This window comes from Thermodesulfovibrionales bacterium (assembly GCA_035622735.1).
In the GTDB taxonomy this organism is placed as follows: domain Bacteria; phylum Nitrospirota; class Thermodesulfovibrionia; order Thermodesulfovibrionales; family UBA9159; genus DASPUT01.
This window is the reverse complement of sequence record DASPUT010000162.1, coordinates 16,528-34,091: the sequence shown is the minus strand read 5'-3', so window position 1 is coordinate 34,091 and position 17,564 is coordinate 16,528. Positions and strand designations below refer to the sequence as shown.

General features: G+C 52.4%; 21 protein-coding genes. 18 read left to right on the top strand and 3 right to left on the bottom strand.

The features are described from left to right. The first annotated feature begins 37 nt into the window (after positions 1–37). The 10 genes from VEI96_08705 (at position 38) to VEI96_08660 (ending at position 9,430) form a co-directional block, all read left to right on the top strand. Positions 38–688, top strand: a complete 651-nt coding sequence (locus tag VEI96_08705; GenBank protein HXX58064.1) for a HEAT repeat domain-containing protein — start codon at positions 38–40, stop codon at positions 686–688. Positions 689–822: 134 nt separating this feature from the next. After that, positions 823–1,098 (top strand): hypothetical protein, encoded by a 276-nt coding sequence (locus VEI96_08700; GenBank protein ID HXX58063.1) that lies wholly within the window; start codon positions 823–825, stop codon positions 1,096–1,098. Between the two features lie 165 nt (positions 1,099–1,263). Next, on the top strand, positions 1,264–1,599 hold the full coding sequence (locus tag VEI96_08695) for a TusE/DsrC/DsvC family sulfur relay protein (GenBank protein HXX58062.1): 336 nt from the start codon (positions 1,264–1,266) through the stop codon (positions 1,597–1,599). Positions 1,600–1,813: 214 nt separating this feature from the next. Further along, on the top strand, positions 1,814–2,323 hold the full coding sequence (locus VEI96_08690; protein ID HXX58061.1) for an RsbRD N-terminal domain-containing protein: 510 nt from the start codon (positions 1,814–1,816) through the stop codon (positions 2,321–2,323). Positions 2,324–2,376: 53 nt separating this feature from the next. Beyond that, positions 2,377–3,378 carry a sulfate reduction electron transfer complex DsrMKJOP subunit DsrM gene (gene dsrM / locus VEI96_08685; protein ID HXX58060.1) on the top strand — a complete coding sequence of 334 codons (1,002 nt, stop codon included), beginning with the start codon at positions 2,377–2,379 and terminating at the stop codon, positions 3,376–3,378. 2 nt (positions 3,379–3,380) lie between these two features. Further along, positions 3,381–4,994 carry a (Fe-S)-binding protein gene (locus tag VEI96_08680; protein HXX58059.1) on the top strand — a complete coding sequence of 538 codons (1,614 nt, stop codon included), beginning with the start codon at positions 3,381–3,383 and terminating at the stop codon, positions 4,992–4,994. Then, positions 4,994–5,398, top strand: coding sequence for a sulfate reduction electron transfer complex DsrMKJOP subunit DsrJ (gene dsrJ, locus VEI96_08675; protein ID HXX58058.1), 405 nt, complete (start codon positions 4,994–4,996; stop codon positions 5,396–5,398). The genes VEI96_08680 and dsrJ overlap by 1 nt, the downstream gene beginning before the upstream one ends. Then, complete coding sequence (locus VEI96_08670) at positions 5,395–6,222, top strand: 4Fe-4S dicluster domain-containing protein (protein HXX58057.1); 828 nt, start codon at positions 5,395–5,397, stop codon at positions 6,220–6,222. The genes dsrJ and VEI96_08670 overlap by 4 nt, the downstream gene beginning before the upstream one ends. Then, positions 6,215–7,387 carry an NrfD/PsrC family molybdoenzyme membrane anchor subunit gene (nrfD, locus tag VEI96_08665; GenBank protein HXX58056.1) on the top strand — a complete coding sequence of 391 codons (1,173 nt, stop codon included), beginning with the start codon at positions 6,215–6,217 and terminating at the stop codon, positions 7,385–7,387. Before VEI96_08670 ends, nrfD begins: the two co-directional genes overlap by 8 nt. 525 nt (positions 7,388–7,912) lie before the next feature. Further along, positions 7,913–9,430 carry a multiheme c-type cytochrome gene (locus VEI96_08660; GenBank protein ID HXX58055.1) on the top strand — a complete coding sequence of 506 codons (1,518 nt, stop codon included), beginning with the start codon at positions 7,913–7,915 and terminating at the stop codon, positions 9,428–9,430. A 301-nt stretch (positions 9,431–9,731) separates the two neighbouring features. Here VEI96_08660 and VEI96_08655 read toward each other — a convergent pair whose 3' ends face one another. Further along, entirely contained in the window at positions 9,732–10,055 is a 324-nt protein-coding gene (locus VEI96_08655; protein ID HXX58054.1) for a hypothetical protein, read from the bottom strand. Positions 10,056–10,351: 296 nt separating this feature from the next. Between VEI96_08655 and VEI96_08650 the strand changes: the two genes are divergently transcribed. From VEI96_08650 to VEI96_08635, 4 genes are all read left to right on the top strand, one after another. Beyond that, positions 10,352–11,044 (top strand): MgtC/SapB family protein, encoded by a 693-nt coding sequence (locus VEI96_08650; GenBank protein ID HXX58053.1) that lies wholly within the window; start codon positions 10,352–10,354, stop codon positions 11,042–11,044. A gap of 187 nt (positions 11,045–11,231) precedes the next feature. Further along, the gene (locus VEI96_08645; GenBank protein ID HXX58052.1) at positions 11,232–11,474 is read left to right on the top strand and encodes a hypothetical protein; all 243 of its coding nucleotides are present in this window, start codon (positions 11,232–11,234) and stop codon (positions 11,472–11,474) included. 66 nt (positions 11,475–11,540) lie between these two features. Beyond that, positions 11,541–11,939 (top strand): hypothetical protein, encoded by a 399-nt coding sequence (locus tag VEI96_08640; protein ID HXX58051.1) that lies wholly within the window; start codon positions 11,541–11,543, stop codon positions 11,937–11,939. A 225-nt stretch (positions 11,940–12,164) separates the two neighbouring features. Next, positions 12,165–12,638: a CAP domain-containing protein gene (locus VEI96_08635; protein ID HXX58050.1), complete on the top strand. Its 474-nt coding sequence runs from the start codon at positions 12,165–12,167 to the stop codon at positions 12,636–12,638. A gap of 15 nt (positions 12,639–12,653) precedes the next feature. Here the strand turns inward: VEI96_08635 and VEI96_08630 are convergent, their stop codons facing one another. Further along, positions 12,654–13,934, bottom strand: a complete 1,281-nt coding sequence (locus tag VEI96_08630; protein ID HXX58049.1) for an OFA family MFS transporter — start codon at positions 13,932–13,934, stop codon at positions 12,654–12,656. A 231-nt stretch (positions 13,935–14,165) separates the two neighbouring features. On the opposite strand from VEI96_08630, the gene VEI96_08625 reads away from it, so the two are divergent. From VEI96_08625 to VEI96_08610, 4 genes are all read left to right on the top strand, one after another. Beyond that, the gene (locus VEI96_08625) at positions 14,166–14,789 is read left to right on the top strand and encodes a nitroreductase family protein (GenBank protein HXX58048.1); all 624 of its coding nucleotides are present in this window, start codon (positions 14,166–14,168) and stop codon (positions 14,787–14,789) included. Between the two features lie 157 nt (positions 14,790–14,946). Next, positions 14,947–15,564 carry a TetR/AcrR family transcriptional regulator gene (locus tag VEI96_08620; GenBank protein ID HXX58047.1) on the top strand — a complete coding sequence of 206 codons (618 nt, stop codon included), beginning with the start codon at positions 14,947–14,949 and terminating at the stop codon, positions 15,562–15,564. Positions 15,565–15,671: 107 nt separating this feature from the next. Further along, complete coding sequence (locus tag VEI96_08615; GenBank protein ID HXX58046.1) at positions 15,672–16,229, top strand: NAD(P)H-dependent oxidoreductase; 558 nt, start codon at positions 15,672–15,674, stop codon at positions 16,227–16,229. Between the two features lie 6 nt (positions 16,230–16,235). Further along, positions 16,236–16,913 (top strand): NAD(P)H-dependent oxidoreductase, encoded by a 678-nt coding sequence (locus tag VEI96_08610; protein HXX58045.1) that lies wholly within the window; start codon positions 16,236–16,238, stop codon positions 16,911–16,913. Between the two features lie 63 nt (positions 16,914–16,976). Here VEI96_08610 and VEI96_08605 read toward each other — a convergent pair whose 3' ends face one another. Next, positions 16,977–17,561: a VOC family protein gene (locus tag VEI96_08605; protein ID HXX58044.1), complete on the bottom strand. Its 585-nt coding sequence runs from the start codon at positions 17,559–17,561 to the stop codon at positions 16,977–16,979. Positions 17,562–17,564 lie beyond the last annotated feature (3 nt).

Below are 17,564 nucleotides of genomic sequence, written 5' to 3'. Positions count from 1 at the left end.
GGAAAGTATTAGTTCTTGCACCTAAAAGGAGGATGACTTGACCCCGCTCAAGGGAGAAGTTCAGCGTGCGTTGCTGACATCGGACTTCGAAACGGTGACCCGGCTCGCGATCGAGAACAGAAAGGTCTTCAGCGTCCTCATTTCCATCGCATACGACAAGGAAGACGTCCTCTGCTGGAGGGCGATAGAGGCCATGGGAAAGGCAGCCGGCGCCGTTGCGGAAAGAGACCCTGCCACCGTAAGAGCTATCGTCCAGCGTCTGCTTTGGTCTCTCAGTGAAGAATCGGGGGGCATAGGATGGAGTGCGCCGGAGATGCTCGGTGAGATCGTCAGAAATCATCCATGGGCGTTTGAGGATATCCCCCCCATCATCCTTTCATTCCATGAGGAAGAGATGTTCCTGAAAGGCGTTCTCTGGGCGATGGGGAGGATTGCCGAAGCAGGGATCGACAACGTCGAGGGAGCCGCCGATCTCGCCGTGAAATGCCTCGGCGATAAGGACCCTCAAGTCAGGGGCCTGGCGGTGCAGGCCCTCTCACAGATGAGGATCGCGGAGGTGAAAGATAAGATCGGGCTCATGACCTCCGATAGAGATAAGATTATCCTTTACGAAGGATGCGAATTGCGGGAAAAGACGGTTGGAGATGCCGCAATCGCAGCGTTGCATTGTTTTCCCGAATCCCTTTGACATTTCCCCACGTTCCATTCTATGATAGTCGGTCTTTCGGCGCGTGATCTCGATTGAAGCCACGGATAAGAGAAGACAAAGATGAAGTCGCGAAATGTCCGTTCTGTCGCGAATTCCTCAGCGAACCCGAGCCCATGAAGACGGCTTTGGGTGAGTGCATCGGTGGCAGATGCGGCTGCGGCGCGGTCTTTTCACTCGATCTGACAGGTCACAATGTCGGCGAGGCGTATCTCGACGCACTCGCTCTCGCGTACGGAGAAGATTGGAATCAGGTTCCCGAAGAAGGATATGACGAAGTCATTCTCCAGTATGACGCGAGAACCCGCAGGTTGTCGACCGTGAAAGAGATGCGCCGGGTCGAGCTTACCGGCAAGATGGTGTTTATCAAGGCACGAGAAGGCCATAAATAAACAGGACAAATTCATCAATAAGTTATTTTTATTTGACCATCATGATAATCTTGTATTATCTTTATACCTCAGTCGCATATCCCGATGAGAGTCGAGCCGGAAACCAAGGCTTAAAAGGAAGTTCATTCCTTCCCTTTAGGAAAAAATGAGAAAGGAGAGTGCATTATGCCGACAATGGAATTTCAGGGGAAACAGTACGAGATCGACGAGGACGGATACCTGGTAAATCTCGATGACTGGAACAAGGAGCTTGCAGCGCATATCGCAAAGTTAGAGGAAGTCGAGATGACCGACGCCCACTGGGAAGTCGTCAATTTCCTCAGGGATTACTACCAGAAATACCAGATCGCTCCGATGATAAAGATTCTCGTAAAAGAGATCGGCAAGGTCATGGGTCCTGAAAAGGGAAACACGAAATACCTCTACGAACTCTATCCGGGCGGGCCTGCAAAACAGGCTTGCAAGATAGCCGGACTGCCGAAGCCGACAGGGTGCGTGTAGCCGATAAGGAGACAGAGAAGAAAAGAAGTCTTTACGACCGTGCGGTGCCGCTGAAAAAGAGAAGAACATAACCGTGCCGCCTTGTGCTGACGCTCTACTCGCAATGACATGATGGAACCGCTTCCTGTCGTTGCGAGTAGAGCGGGACAGGTCGATCAAAGATGAAGGTATTCGCTGTCCGGCGGAGAGCTTCAGGGGGAAAGGGGAGGTGAAGATGGATCTCAAGGATCTCCTTTTGAAAAGGCGCGAGGAGATTTTAGAGAGGTGGTTTGAGATAGCCTTGGGGTCCTACGCTTCGGAAGTGACCTCCTTCCTGAAAGATACGAAAAAGCAGTTTACCAATCCGGTCGGGCATACCATTTCCCAGGGGTTGGCGGGTATCCTTGACGGACTCCTCCGGGAACTCCCTGAAGACCAATTCTCTCCCCTCCTCGACGGCATTATCAGAATCAGGGCGGTCCAGGACCTCGCCCCTTCGAAGGCCCTCGCCTTCATGCTGGACCTGAAGAAAGTAATCAGAGAAATAGCTGAAGAGGAGAGGCTCGGGGTATCCGAAGAACTGCTGACCCTCGAATCGAGAATAGATCTCCTCACCCTTATCGCCTTTGATATCTACGTGACGTGCCGCGAGAAGATTTATGAGCTGAAGGCAAACGAGGCGCGAAATATGACGTACCGGCTCTTGCAGAGGGCAAAGCTGGTGCGTGAGGTCAATGAGCAATAGAGGGGTCCGGCAAAGGCCGTTGTGTTAACGTCAGAACAAAACGAGGTAATACCATGGGATCGATATTTGCTTTCTCTGCAGTCGTAACCCTTGTACTGATAGCATTCGTGGGGGTAAAGGCGGTAAACCTGTACGTCCTGTTCGGGGTTATCATTCCCTACGCGGCCGTCATCACGTTCATCGGCGGGTTCGTTCTGAAAGTTTTGCGATGGGGAAGTGCACCGGTTCCGTTCTGCATACCGAGCACCTGCGGCCAGCAGAAGTCCTTGCCATGGATCAAGCAGAACAGACTCGAAAACCCCTCCGGAACCCTCGGCGTTATCGGAAGAATGGCGCTTGAAGTCCTTCTCTTCCGCTCCCTTTTCAGGAACCTGAAGACGCAGCTTCACGAAGGGTCAAAGCTCGCTTACGGCGAGGCGAAATGGCTCTGGCTGGCCGGACTTGCCTTCCACTGGTCTTTTCTCATCATCGTCGTGAGGCACCTGAGATTCTTCATGGAGAAAGTCCCCGCCGCTGTTCAGGGGATAGAAGGCCTCGACAGTTTCATGCAGATAGGAGTCCCCCTCTTCTTCATATCGGATGGGGTCATCATAGCGGCGGTAACCTATCTCTTCCTCAGGAGGGTATTCATACCGCAGCTGAAATATATCTCATTGCCGGCGGACTACTTCCCCCTCTTTCTCATCCTCGGCATCGCCGTGTCGGGAGTTCTCATGAGATATTTCTTCAAGGTGAACATAGAAGGCGTGAAGGAGCTGACCATGGGACTGGTCAGTTTTCATCCCATAGATCTCAAGAAGATGGAAGAGATCGGCGGGATATTTTACGTCCATCTCTTCCTGATCAGCATCCTCTTCGCCTATTTCCCGTTCAGCAAGCTAATGCATATGGGGGGCGTTTTCCTGAGCCCCACGAGGAACATGCCGAACAACAGTCGCATGGTGAGGCACGTCAATCCCTGGAATTACCCGGTAAAGGTGCACACCTATGAGGAATATGAGGATGACTTCAGGGCAAAGATGAAAGAGGCTGGGATACCGGTGGAAAAGGAGTAACCATGGCAAAATTTACGGCTAAACCAACAGAGCTGTCAAGCATTCAGTATGTACCCCCTAAGACGCACTGGATGGACACCCCCGTCGAGATCAGGGATAACATGTTCTGCCATGCGGCAAAGGCGAAAGACCTCGAAACGGTCGGCTTCCCCTACGGGCGGGAGTGGAGGCCGGCTGACGAAGACTGGAAGCTTCCCGAAAATTGGCAGGAGATCATATTCGAGGGGATGAGGACGCTCCTCAAGAGGTATCGTTCATTCCAGCTTTTCATGGACATCTGTGTCAGGTGCGGCGCCTGCGCCGACAAGTGCCATTTCTTCGTCGGCGGTGGAGACCCCAAAAACATGCCGGTTTTGAGGGCTGAGCTGTTGCGGTCCGTGTACCGGGGTAATTTCACCCTCGCCGGCAAGATACTGAAGAAACTCGCGGGGGGAAGGGACCTCACCGTCAATGTGCTGAAGGAGTGGTGGTACTACTTCTATCAGTGCACCGAATGCCGGCGCTGCTCGATCTTCTGCCCCTACGGCATCGACCAGGCCGAGATCACCATGATGGGGAGGGAACTCACCAACATGCTCGGTCTTCAGATCGGATGGATCGCGGGGCCGGTAGCTGCGTGCTACATGAAGGGGAACCATCTCGGGCTCGAACCCCATACCATCAAATCGAGCCTCGAGTTTTTCCTCGACGACATAGAGACGATAACGGGGATACGGATCGATCCCTCCTTTAACCGGAAAGGAGCGGAGATACTCTTCGTCACCCCTTCCGGGGACCTCTTCGCGAATCCAGGCACCTACACGGCGATGGGCTACCTCATGCTCTTCCACGAACTCGGACTCGACTACACCTGGAGCACTTACGCCTCCGAAGGCGGAAACTTCGGATTCTTCTCTACGAATGAGATGGCAAAGAGATTGAACTCAAAGATATACGCCGAAGCGAAGAGGCTGGGGGTAAAATGGATCCTCGGGGGAGAATGCGGCCATATGTGGAGGGTGCTCAACCAGTACATGGACACCTGGAACGGCCCTGCCGACTTTCTCAGTGAGCCCGTTTCCCCGATAACGGGAACGAGATTCGAGAACGCAAAATCCACAAAGATGCTTCACATCTCCGAGTTCACCGCTGACCTCATCAAGAACGGAAAGCTGAAGCTCGACCCGAGCCGGAACGACCACCTCAAGGTGACCTTCCATGACTCATGCAATACTTCACGCGGCATGGGGCTCCTCGAAGAGCCCAGATACATCATCAGGAATGTCTGCAACCATTTCTTCGAGATGCCCGAGGACACGATTAGGGAGAAGACCTTCTGCTGCGGGAGCGGCACCGGCCTGAACGCTTCGGAGAATATGGAACTGAGGATGCGCGGAGGGTTCCCGAGGGCGAACGCGGTGAAGCACGTCCAGGAACACTACGGCGTGAATATGTGCGCGAACATCTGCGCCATCGACCGGGCGACGATCTCGAGCTCGCTCGAATACTGGGTCCCCGGGGTAGGGGTTGCGGGAGTTACCGAACTGCTCGGGAACGCCCTCGTGATGAAGGGGGAGAAGGAGAGGACGCTCGATTTACGGCTTGAACCCCTTCCCGGAAAGGAGGCCACCGAGTAATGAAGATCTATAACGGAGGCAAAATCATCCTCGGGCTCGTCATCTTCGTCGGTCTGGTAACCTTGCCCTTTCTCCTGAATATCGGGAAGGCCAATGTCGCGCCGGAACCGAAGATCGATACCCCCGAAATCCAGAAGCTGGCGGAGAAGAAGTGCGTCGAGTCGAAGGCGTTTATGAGGGCCGAGCACATGAAATTGCTCAATGAATGGAGGGACTCGGCGGTGCGGGACGGCCAGAGACTCTATGTAAATTCTGAGGGAAAGCAATATACGATCAGTCTTCAAAACACGTGCATGCACTGCCATTCCAACAAGAAGAAGTTCTGTGATGCGTGCCACACCTACTTGGCGGTGAACCCCTACTGCTGGAATTGCCATATAGCGCCGAAGGAGAAAGAGTCATGAGCATGAACAGAAGAGAGTTTATAAAGGTTGCAGGGATTTCTGCCGTTCTGGGGCTCGGGGGTTCGGCGCTCGTCAGCGGCCTCCGGAGGGGTGAACTGGAGGCTTCCCACGTTCTGTCCGACGAGAAAGCCCTCACGGCGAAGAGATGGTCCATGGTGGTCGATATGTCCAAGTTCAAGACCGATGAAGACTATAAGAAGGTGATGCGCGCCTGCCACAGCATCCATAATGTCCCTGATTTCGGCAACCCGAAGGACGAGATAAAGTGGATATGGTCGGACACCTATGAGCATGTCTTCCCGGGGCAGGAGAATAGTTTCCTGCCGGAGGAAATGAAAGAGAAGCCTTTTCTCGTGCTCTGTAATCACTGTGACAATCCTCCCTGCGTGAGGGTCTGTCCCACGAAGGCCACCTTTAAGAGGAAGAGTGACGGGATAGTTATGATGGACCAGCACCGTTGTATCGGCTGCAGGTTCTGCATGGCGGCCTGCCCTTTCGGAGCGAGGAGCTTCAACTGGAGGGACCCGCGCCCCTTCATCAAGGAGGAGAACGTGGAGTACCCCACGAGGACGAAGGGTGTCGTCGAAAAATGCACCTTCTGCTTCGAGAGGCTTGCGAAGGGTCTCATCCCGGCATGTGTCGAGGCCGCCAGGGAGATGGCGAAAGAAAAGGGCACGGAACCGGGGATGTATTTCGGCGACCTCGAAGACTCCAATTCCGAGGTGAGAAAGATCCTCGGGTCGCACTTCAGTATCCGGCGCAAACCGGAGCTCGGCACGCAGCCCAGTGTCTATTACATCATAGGAGGTAAGGAACATGCTTGAAAAGGCTCTGGTCGGAAGCCGGAAGTACTGGACATGGATATTCTTTCTGCTCGCCGTGATAGGAGCCGGCTTTATCGCTTACCTCAGGCAGTTTGACTACGGTCTCGGAATAACCGGCATGAGCAGGGATGTTTCATGGGGCCTCTATATCGGCCAGTTCACCTTCCTTGTGGGTGTGGCGGCTTCCGCGGTGATGCTTGTCATACCGTTTTACCTCCATGACTTCAGAAAATTCGGGAAGATCGTCATCCTCGGAGAGTTCCTGGCGGTATCGGCTGTAACGATGTGCATGCTCTTCATCTTTATCGATATGGGGCAGCCGAGGCGCGTCCTGAACGTCATCCTCCATCCGACCCCTAACTCGATCATGTTTTGGGATATGCTTGTTTTGAACGGGTATCTCGTGCTCAACATCCTCATCGGCTGGATCACCTTGAGTTCGGACCACAAAGGGGTGAAACCTCCGCAGTGGATAAAGACGTTAATCTACATTTCCATCCCGTGGGCCTTCAGCATCCATACGGTAACGGCCTTTCTCTACGCCGGACTTCCCGGAAGGCATTTCTGGTTGAGTGCCATAATGGCTGCCCGCTTTCTCGCCTCTGCCTTTGCGGGCGGACCTGCGCTGCTCGTCATACTCGCCTTGATCGTGCGGAAGCTGACGAAATTCGATCCGGGCAGAGAGCCGATTCTGGCCTTGGGGAAGATCGTGACCTATGCGATGATCGCAAATGTCTTCTTCCTCGGTCTCGAGTTCTTCACCGCCTTTTACAGCGGCGTACCCGGCCATATGCATTCCTTCGTCTACCTTTACTCAGGAATCGCCAAATACGCGAAACTCGTTCCCCTGATGTGGTTGTCTGCGGTGCTCGCCGCGATAGCCCTCATTCTCCTTGTTAATCCCTCTACGCGTAAGGCCGAACCGACGCTGGCACTCGCCTGTGTCGCAGTCTTTATTTCGCTCTGGATCGACAAGGGATTTGGATTAGTCATCGGCGGATTTATACCGAACCCCTTCGAGACGATAACCGAATACTGGCCGACCGCTCCCGAAATCGTGATATCTCTCGGGGTCTGGGCGATGGGATTTCTGATACTGACGATCCTCTATAAGGTCGCCGTCACGGTCAGGGAAGAGACGGAAGGGATAGAGTTGGAACATTAGAGAAATCCTGCAAAATTGTCGCATGAGAGGGCCCATTCCGTAAGGATGGGCCCTCATTATTTCTTAATGTGAGAGCGATAGTAGGATAGAGTGCTGTAAAGCGGATTTGTGTCTACGCCATCTGTAAACACAAATCCCGGACTAAGAATCGCTCCACGGACTGTTCCGACGCGTCGACACTTTCAGGAAAGTGAAACTCGACAAGACTTCATCCATACACCACATCGGCAGATTTTTGATCTATGGACTGACTTCCATCACAATCAGACGCGCACTGAAATGCAAGCGATCTCACTACAAAACAAGTTCGCATAATCATCCTGCTGAAGAATCGCATTTTCTAAGTGAAACATCTTGCCAATCCGGCCCAAAAGAGACGCGGCTTGAAAAGAATTGATTATATGAGAAAATTACATTATAAAAAAGTAATTGCGAGAGACAGGGTGCTTTCGTGTGGGAGATGTTTCGGCAAAGCTGTTGTCTGTTGATTTTTCTCTTTAGATTTTGCCATGCAAGGAGGTGTCTATGACAGATATAATCAGATTCAGCATCGCTTTACTGACTATTGTTGTCTTTACAACTTTTGGTGTCGCATCTGAAAAAAAAGAGAAGGAAGATGTGACTCCCTTGAGTCCACAGACGCGGGCCTGCGTAGCTTGTCATAAAATGTTTACGCCCGGGATCGTTGAGGACTGGCTTTCCAGCAGGCACTCAAGAACAAAACCGGAAGATGCCATGAAAAGAGGCATTCTCGAGCGGAGGATCTCGACGGATACATTGCCTGAGGCATTTTCAGGATACGTTGTCGGATGCTACGAATGCCACAGACAGAACCCTGAAAAGCACAGGGATAATTTTGAACATATGGGATTTAAAATAAATGTGGTTGTTTCTCCGAGTGACTGTAGGACCTGTCACCCTGTTGAGGCAGATCAATTTTCCGGGACCAAGAAGGCCAATGCCGTTAAGAACCTGATGGGGAACCCTGTCTATCATGCATTAGTTGACACCGTAACCGGCCTCAAGAAGATAAAGGACGGAAAGATCTCATCCGAGAAGGCCTCTGACGACACTCTCCGCGAGACATGCCTCGGATGCCACGGAACAAATGTCGAGTCAAGAGGATTGAAAAAGGTAAACACCAAGATGGGAGAGTTGATGTTCCCCGACCTCACGAACTGGCCGAATCAGGGGGTGGGCAGGGAGAACCCTGACGGCAGCAAAGGTTCATGCTCGGCATGCCACCCGAGGCACAGCTTTTCCATAGAAACCGCTCGAAAGCCCCATACGTGCGCCCAGTGCCATCTGGAGCCGGACACGCCCGCGTGGGACGTCTATGAGGAGAGCAAGCACGGGGACATCTTGTTCTCCAAGGAGCATGAATGGGAGTTCAATGCGGTTCCATGGACAGTCGGAAGAGACTTTAAAACGCCATCCTGTGCTGTCTGCCACAATAGCCTCATCGTCTCCTCCGATGGCAAAGTGATTACAGAAAGAACGCATGACTTCGGTGCCAGACTCTGGGTCCGGCTGTTTGGTCTTGTATACAGCCATCCCCAGCCTAAGTCGGGGGATACAACGATCATAAGGAACAAGGACGGGCTGCCGCTGCCTACGGCCTTCACGGGTGAACAGGCATCGGAGTATCTTATCGGTGGATCGGAACAGGAAAGAAGAATGAATACCATGAAAAGCGTCTGTAACAGCTGCCACAACATCGATTGGATAAACGGCCACTTTGCAAAACTCGAAAATACGGTAAAAGAGACAAATGAAATGACCCTTGCAGCCACAAAGCTTCTTCTTGACGCCTGGGCTTCCGGGATAGAGGACAAAACAAATCCCTTTGATGAAACAATAGAAAAAATGTGGGTGAAACAATGGCTTTTTTATTGCAATTCAATAAGATATTCTTCCGCAATGACCGGAGCTCCCGACTATTCTTCCTTTAAGAATGGCTGGTGGTATCTCAGCGAGAACCTGAGTCACATGAAGGACTGGATAGAACTGAAGAAGAATCTAAAGGGGAAAGAAATCAAATGAACGTGCTCCGCATTTGACGGCACCATGGGAGAGCTTGAATTCTTGGATGAGCGACACTAACAGGGAATGACTGCTGCCTTTGATGCGAGAGATCTCCCGTCCGGCGCGTAGACAACAAAAAGCCCCGATTTGTCAGTCGCAGAAGGCCCGTTGACGGATCAAAGCCTCTTCTCTGCGCGTCTGTCGAATCCATTGACTGTGATCCGGGTGAGAGGCATCCCTGAAATGATGGGCGCGGCAGGTCGGCTGGACGCCTTCGATCGTTTCAATATAATTATTTTGGATTCTTTTCCGTAATGTCTTAAGTTCTATTTTCCTTCAGTTCGCCAAATATTACGTCAGTATTCGTATCTCCTATGTTTTCGCCTATGTGGATATGCCCTTTCATCCAAACGATACTCCCCGCTTTGACGTCGACCTCATGCTTACTACCATCAGGAAATATCAATCGGCGCTTGAAAGAAGACTCTGCGTACAAGACGTAATCAGGGTGAGCGTGTTGTAAAGTTCTGTCTCCAGGCCTGTCATGGTACCTGAGCACCCTAACGCGTTCGTTTTCCAGAACAACCGAATACTTGTCCCCATCTGTTGCAACAGGGTCCTGTCTATTGGACTCCAATCCCATTCGTCTCCTCCTTGGTTGTATTTTACTAACCTCACACCGAGTCTCCTGGTTTCATTCTTTATTTTCGCCAAGGAATTGAATGAAATCAAGAAGTAATCATTCCGTGTGACGACTGGAATCGAGGCACCCTTCGTCGTCTTCACTGCCGAGAAAGTGAGTCACACTATTTCTCCTTTTGCCTTTAGAGCTGAAAGTCGCGCCTGTGATATACTAACGAAATATGAAGATTATCATTGGCGATCTGGATACAGAAAACTCAATGACGATCCAAAATTCTCTTCTTCAGGATCCCGACGATGAGCAGTGAGACAGTAAACATCGTTACGCGGCTCTTGGCAGCAATGGCAGCTGGCGGGATGGTCGGGTTCGAAAGGACGTACCACGGTCGCCCCGCCGGGTTTCGCACGCACACCCTCGTATGCCTCGCTTCAAGCCTCCTCATGCTGGTCACAATCTATCAGGAGAAATGGTTCACCAGCGCTATGTTCGAAACCGTGAAGGTCGATCCGACGCGCATGGCTCAGGGAATCATGACCGGCATCGGGTTCCTGGGCGCGGGGGTCATCATGAAGGAGGGACTCTCCGTACGGGGGCTGACCACCGCCGCGTCAATATGGATAACTGCGGCTATCGGGATACTTGCAGGCGTCGGTTTTTACGACGCCGTCTTCATCGTGACGATACTCACCCTCGGTACGCTCTCCGTCTTTCGCTGGATCGAATCAAGAATGCCGACACTTATCTATGCGCATCACTCACTCCGCTTTCATCGGGACAAGGTAATGCCCGAAAGGGACTTGAAGACTCTCATCAGTGATCACGGGTTCAGCATCGCAAACTTAAGCCATCGTCTTCTGGAGGGAGGAAGATTTTTCGAATACGAGATGACGATCCGCACGCAGCGGGAAGAAAACATACAGCGTCTTTCCCAGACTTTATTGGGACTCGACTCCATCATAGAATTCCAGATATCTCCCACCGGAGACTGATGCTTTTTCAATGCCCCGGCGGCAGCAGTAAAGGCCTCAGATCGGTTTGCAACACGCCCTACTCTTTCTGAAGGCTTCCTAAGACAATTTCCCCCTAAAAATAGGAATTTGTTCCAATTACATTCCCCCCTGCAGTCTGATATAAATGGATCAAGAGGACAAAATAAGAGAGAAAGGGGTGAATGTCATGACGGCAGAAGAAGGACATAGGGTAAGAGGAACCATCTCGAGTTTGGCAGTGGGACCGTTTCTCGGGCTTCTGTATGCCATAGCGCTGCCTTTCATCGGCATCGCAACAATAGCGGCCCTGATAGGGAGGAAGGTTTTGGGGGGTGTCTTTTCCCTCGTCGGAAATCTCGCGACCTTTGGATGGAGACCGTTAGAATCCCATCTCGGAGGAAAGAAGAGAAGGAAAGAGACCCCGAAGTGACTGTCGGGGCAAAATATAAACGCATTAGCCCTTTGGTAAGAAGACGCGAAGGAAAAGGAGGAAACCATGAATACGCTCTATGATTTTGTGACACACGTCAAGGGGGTAGAGTACATTCTTTCGATCATGTTCATCGCCGGGTATATCCTCTTTGCAGAGGCGCTAAAACCGAAACCGTTTGCGGCACTGGCGAATGCGGCCAGGGAAGACAAGGACTATATCAGGAAGACCGGCTACAGGGAAACGGCAAGGACCATCGGAAAGATAGTCGCAGCCCCATTCATCGGCATCGCTTATGTTGTTGCCCTTCCCTTTGCCTTTTTTGCGGCGATCGGTTCTGCAGCGGTTGGCGGGCTGATGAATGTTGCGGGAAGGGGCGCTGCCTTCGGATGGAGACCGACTGAGGCCTATCTCGGCGGTAAGAAACGGAAGAAAGCGCCGAAGAAAGCGGAAGGAGAGAAATAGCGGCAGATGGATCGCGCAGCGCATGAAGATGTCCAGCGGTTCCCGAGACTTCCTGACTGATCGGGAACTGCTGGAGGCCTTCAGGATACTCGACAGAATTTTCCCCTTTCAAATTTCACGCTAAATCTTCGCTAAAACCCGCTCAAAAAAAGAATCCTTGCCCCTCGAAACATCCGTTCTTTTTTTATTGCTCTTCCGCAATCTTTTCGTTACTATTGATACCAGATGACCGGTGAAACGGAGAAAGAAACAACGTTGCGGTCCTTCATCGCTGTCCTGACGTTCCTTGTCGTCCTTTTCCCGTTACTCCATCCTCTGTTCGCAGCGCATCATGAGATCTGCGGGGAGCCTCCTCCAGCCTTTGAAGAGGAGCTCTTGAATCAAATCAACCGGTATCGCCAGAAGAACGGTCTGAAGCCTCTATCGCTTCATGCAGCTTCCCGTACGCTGGCAAAAAGCCATAGTCAGTACATGTGCGAGACTGAAAGACTGACTCACGATAATTTTGGCGAGAGGTTTCGTCGCTCGGGTCGCATGTGCTGTGTCGAAAATGTCGGATGGAATTATTCGACGGCTGCGGCCCAATTCGAAGGATGGAAAGAGTCAAAGGGGCACAACGAGAACATGTTGGACAAAAAGATACGAGTCGCAGGCGTTTCAAAGGTGGGGGCTTACGTCACCTTTTTCGCCTGTGAGTGAACATCGGGTTGACCGCTAAACGGTCTCAGTCGCCCTTTTCTTTCCGATTCTAATCGTGATCTCCTTTTCGGGAACATTCACGGAAATGCCGATGTAGCTGAACATCGCGAGAAAGGCAGCGAGTAGCAAAAACGTAGCCGCGATATAGTATGCCGTCGTGTAAGAGCCGGTCGCATCGGCGATCTTCCCGGCTAGGAGAGGGCCGAAGACTCCTCCCAGACCCCATGCCGTAAAGAGAATCCCGTAATTCAACCCGAGATTCTTCATGCCCCAATAGTCTGCTGTCGAGGCAGGAAAAAGCGAAAGACAGGCACCGTAATTAAAACCGACCATTGCCGATCCGAGAATGAAGGCGGTAATAGTACCGAACTGGGGAAAGAAGAACATAATAAGGGCCTGCAGGATGCAGACAAAGGCCAAGGTGACAATCCTTCCGATATAATCGGACACGATACCGGCAACAACCCGCCCGCAGGCGTTAAAGACCGCGAGAAGCGCGACAAAGAGAAAGCCGATCTTAATGGTATTTCCCGACTGGAGGGCGACAATCTTTGCAAGATGCCCGATGATCATGAGCCCGGCGGTAGCCGCGCAGGCATACTGAATGTAGAGCAGATAGAATTGGGGGGACCTCACCATCTCCCGCCACGAATAGTCCTTGTGAGAAGATTTTATGATGGTCCCCGGTCCGGCGTTCCTTTGAGGTTGTATGGGCGCGGGCGGATTTTTGATGAACTGTGCGAAGATCGTCGTCGCGATCACGAATGCGATCCCGAGAATCCGGAAGGAATTGCTGATTCCGTACGCAGTGAGAAGATGCTTCGAAAGAGGGGCGATATATACGGGCGCGAGGCCGAACCCGGCCACCACGAGTCCGGTAACGAGCCCTTTCTTCTCGGGCGGAAACCATTTGACCGCCGCCGGCGTCGCCGAGGCATACCCGAGTCCGATGCCTGTCCCCGCGAAAAGGCCGAACCCGATCAGGGCAGGCACAATGGTTCCGGGGTTTCCGAAACTTGCGATGATAAGCCCTATCCCGGTCAGGATCGCTCCGCAGGTCGCAACGATGCGCGGTCCGAACCTATCTTGAAGACGTCCGGCAGGCACCATCATGGCTGCGAAGCAGGCTATCGCCACCGTGTAGGGAATAGTCGCCTCTGTTTTCGACCAGCCGAATCCCCCCTTGTCCACCGCCTCGGTAAGCTGTTTACCGAAGATACTCCAGGCGTATAAAATCCCGAGCGCCAGATTGAGGCCCATGCCGCCGAAAACCACCACCCATCCTTTCTTACCCATTATGCGCTCCTCTCCTCATTCCTGAAAGTTAGATTCTTTCCGGGCGCTATTATAGCAAAAACATCCACCCCGGTGCGATTCGTTTCAGGAAAACTTGGATAAAACCCTTCCGGGATAGAAAATCGATGGGCTGCGGCGTTCTCCCGCGGGAAGGCATTGCCTCATCTTCTTTTCTGTGATACATTACAGGCAATATTCTCTGCAACTCTGTCTCTGGTACGGAGGTGACGCGTGACACCCATAGATTCTGTCTTTTTGCCGAACGATACGTTGCAAACCATCAGACGCCGGCACAGCAGCAGGTCTTTTACGAAACAAGAAGTATCTGACGACCAGATACAAGTCTTGCTTAAGGCTGCGAATGAGGCGCCTTCCGCTCACAACCAGCAATCCTGGCGGTTTGTCGTCTTGCGACACAGGAAGAAGCAGGAACTGGCTAATCTCGTCTCATCCAGATCGGAGGGATTTCCGCGCCCGGCATCGGCCCTTCTCCGCATGGCCGCGAGGTCGGTCGCGGGAGCGCCCGTTGTCATCGCCATCGCCAATACCGGCGATCTCATTAGGCACGGCACAGAGCTCTTTAGAGTTGAAAAGGATCTGGCTCAGGATTTTTTCCGCACCATGGAAATCCAGAGTTCCGCGGCTGCCGTCGAGAACCTGCTGCTGGCGGCAACATCGATCGGGCTCTCGACGGTATGGCTCGGAATTCTCTACCTTATCAAGGATGACCTCCTCCGATTCCTCGGAGAGCCAGACGGAGAATTCATGGCCGTGGTTCCTGTCGGTTATGCCGCGAAGCCCGGCGCGGGACCACAAAAACAGCCGCTAGACATGAAGATCCGATATTTAGATTGAGAGGATCGAAAAAAGTCGCACTCGTATCCCCCGCGCTTCATGATCTCTACGCCAGTAAGACGCGCGGTGACGTTCCTCATCATAAAAAACCCCTTGACGGCCTATCCCTAATTTGATAAACTACGTTTAGAAAGTAAACTGTGTTTTTTAGTAAGCCATGGGAATTGCGGACAGAAAAGAGCGGGAAAAGGAAAGGCTCCGGGACCTCATCCTGACGGCAGCGATGAAGCTCTTTCTCAAAGAGGGATATGAGCGGATTACCCTCAGGAGGATCGCCGAGGAGATCGAATACAGCCCTGCAACCATCTACCTCCATTTTAGAGACAAGGATGAAATCCTCTATGCGCTCCATGAGAAGGGGTTCGAAGAGTTTTATAAACGCCAGCAGACTGTCCTTTCGATAAAGGACCCCTTGCGCCGTCTGAAAAGACATGGTCAGGTCTATGTCGAATTCGCCCTGGAGAACCCCGAATACTATGACCTGATGTTCATCATGAGAGGGCCTGCAAAGAAGATCCGGCAGAGAGAGGAATGGCACATCGGAAGGCGTTCTTATGAATTCCTGAGGGAAAATGTGAAGGACTGTATGGAGGCGGGGAGGCTCCCCGGGGGGGACCTCGATGTGGCGACATTCTCTTTATGGTCCCATGTGCACGGAATCGCATCACTGATTATCAGGGAGCGGTGTGCCATGTTTCCCGAAGAGAAGATGCCGTTGATCGTTCAGGGAGCCCTTGCGTTCTTCCTCGGACCCCTGTTGCAGGAAGAGCGATAAATTTTTTTGGCACCAGAGTAAACAACGTTTAGTTAACGAACATCGGTAATGCTGCCGTCGGAAACAGAACCTATGATGAAGACCGCGGCTGAAACAAGGAGGTTGCAATGAGAGTCACAGTTCTGGACGGATGGGGGGCAGATAATGCTCCCATGAAAGTGCTTCTTGAAGAAGAGATGAAGGAAAGGGCATGGCAGGTTGATTCGTTCGTTCTCCGGAACACGAAAGTTGGGGGATGTATGGGATGTTTCGGGTGCTGGGTGAAGACGCCCGGCATCTGTGTCATCAACGATGCGGGAAGGGACATCGCACGACTGGTCATCCGGAGTGACCTTCTCCTTCTTGTGACGCCGGTGACCTTCGGCGGATACTCGTCGGAACTCAAGAAGGCGGTCGACAGACTCATCCCGCTCAACTCTCCCTTCTTTAAGAAAATTTCCGGGGAGATTCACCATAAGCCGCGTTATGGCAGGTACCCCAGCCTCCTCGCCATCGGGAGTCTCCCGGACCGTGATGAGGAGAACGAACAGATATTCCGGACCCTCGTGAAGCAGAATGCCATCAATTTTCATAGTCCTGCCTTCGCAGCAGGATTTCTTTACGGTACCCAGACACCTCAGGAAATGAGGGAAACGATACATACCCTTTTATCGGAAGGCAGGTGAAAAAACATGGGCACAACAAGAAAAATGCTGCTCCTCGTCGGGAGTCCGAAAAGGGGGAAAAGCACATCAGAATCTATCGGCACCTATCTGCTTGAGAAGGTTAAAGAGAAGGGAATGGAGGCGGATAGGATTCTCATCAGTCAATCCATCTCATCCCGGGACGGCATGGAGAAATTACTCCGTGGAGTAGAAGGCGCGGATATCATTGTTCTTACATTTCCGCTCTATATCGACAGCCTTCCGACTCCTGTTATCAGGGCCCTCGAGGCTATCGCAGAAGATCGAAAGGGGCGACCCGATGTGAGGAGGCAGGAGTTTCTTGCCATTGCGAATTCAGGGTTTCCCGAGGCCCGTCAGAGCGAAACGGCCCTCGCAATCTCCAGACGCTTCGCAAAAGAAACCGGCTTTGCCTGGGCAGGAGGTCTCGCCTTCGGAGGCGGCGAAGCGATCGGAGGTCAGCCACTCGAAAAGGCAGGGGGTAGGGCTCGGCATCTGAGAAGGGCCCTCGATCTCTCAGCCGCCGCTATCATTGAAGGGAGATCAGTGCCGGAAACAGCAACGGCCCTCATGGCAAGACCTTTTATCCCCCGATGGCTCTATACATTCATGGGAGATATGGGTTGGAGACGTAAGGCAAAGAGAGAAGGATGCCGGTCGAGACTTGACCGTAGACCGTACGGCTAAGCCGGCACCGGAAGAATAGCGTCTTATCCTGACAGAGAGGATACTCTCTTTTGTGCGGTGCCGCTATGTCTTCTCTATCCCATGAAACAGCTCGCTCCCGACACCGGGATAAGTCTTCCCCTCGCTGCGGGGGGTAGGCCGCTCCACATTGGGCCATTCTTCGGGATGGGGCTCGGGTCCTTCCCTGCTTATCAGTGAAGGGGCGGAATCGGCCATTGTGGGGTCATTACGGACATTGACGCCCTCCGCAGGATGACTGAATTCTATGGGGATTCCGTTGGGGTCGTAGGAGTAGAGAGAGTGAATGAATCCATGGTCGATGATCTCGGAGACCCAGAACCCTGCGGCATCAAGTCTGTCTTTTAATTCCCAGAGCGCATCTTCGGTCTCGAGCCCGAAAGAGACATGATCGAAGACTACGGGTCCGGCTACTGGATAGCCGTGCTCTTTCTCAGGAACAGGCTCAACCTTCGGCCACTCAAAGAAAGCTATGAGGTCGTTCTCCGATATTTCGAAAAAGTAATGCCTGTACCCGGGTTTTCCCAACCCGACGATCAATCTCATTCCGAGCAGGTCCCTCCAGAAACGGATTGTCTTATCCATGTCTCCCGTCGCCATAGCCAAGTGGTTGATTCCGGTGTATTTCATCAA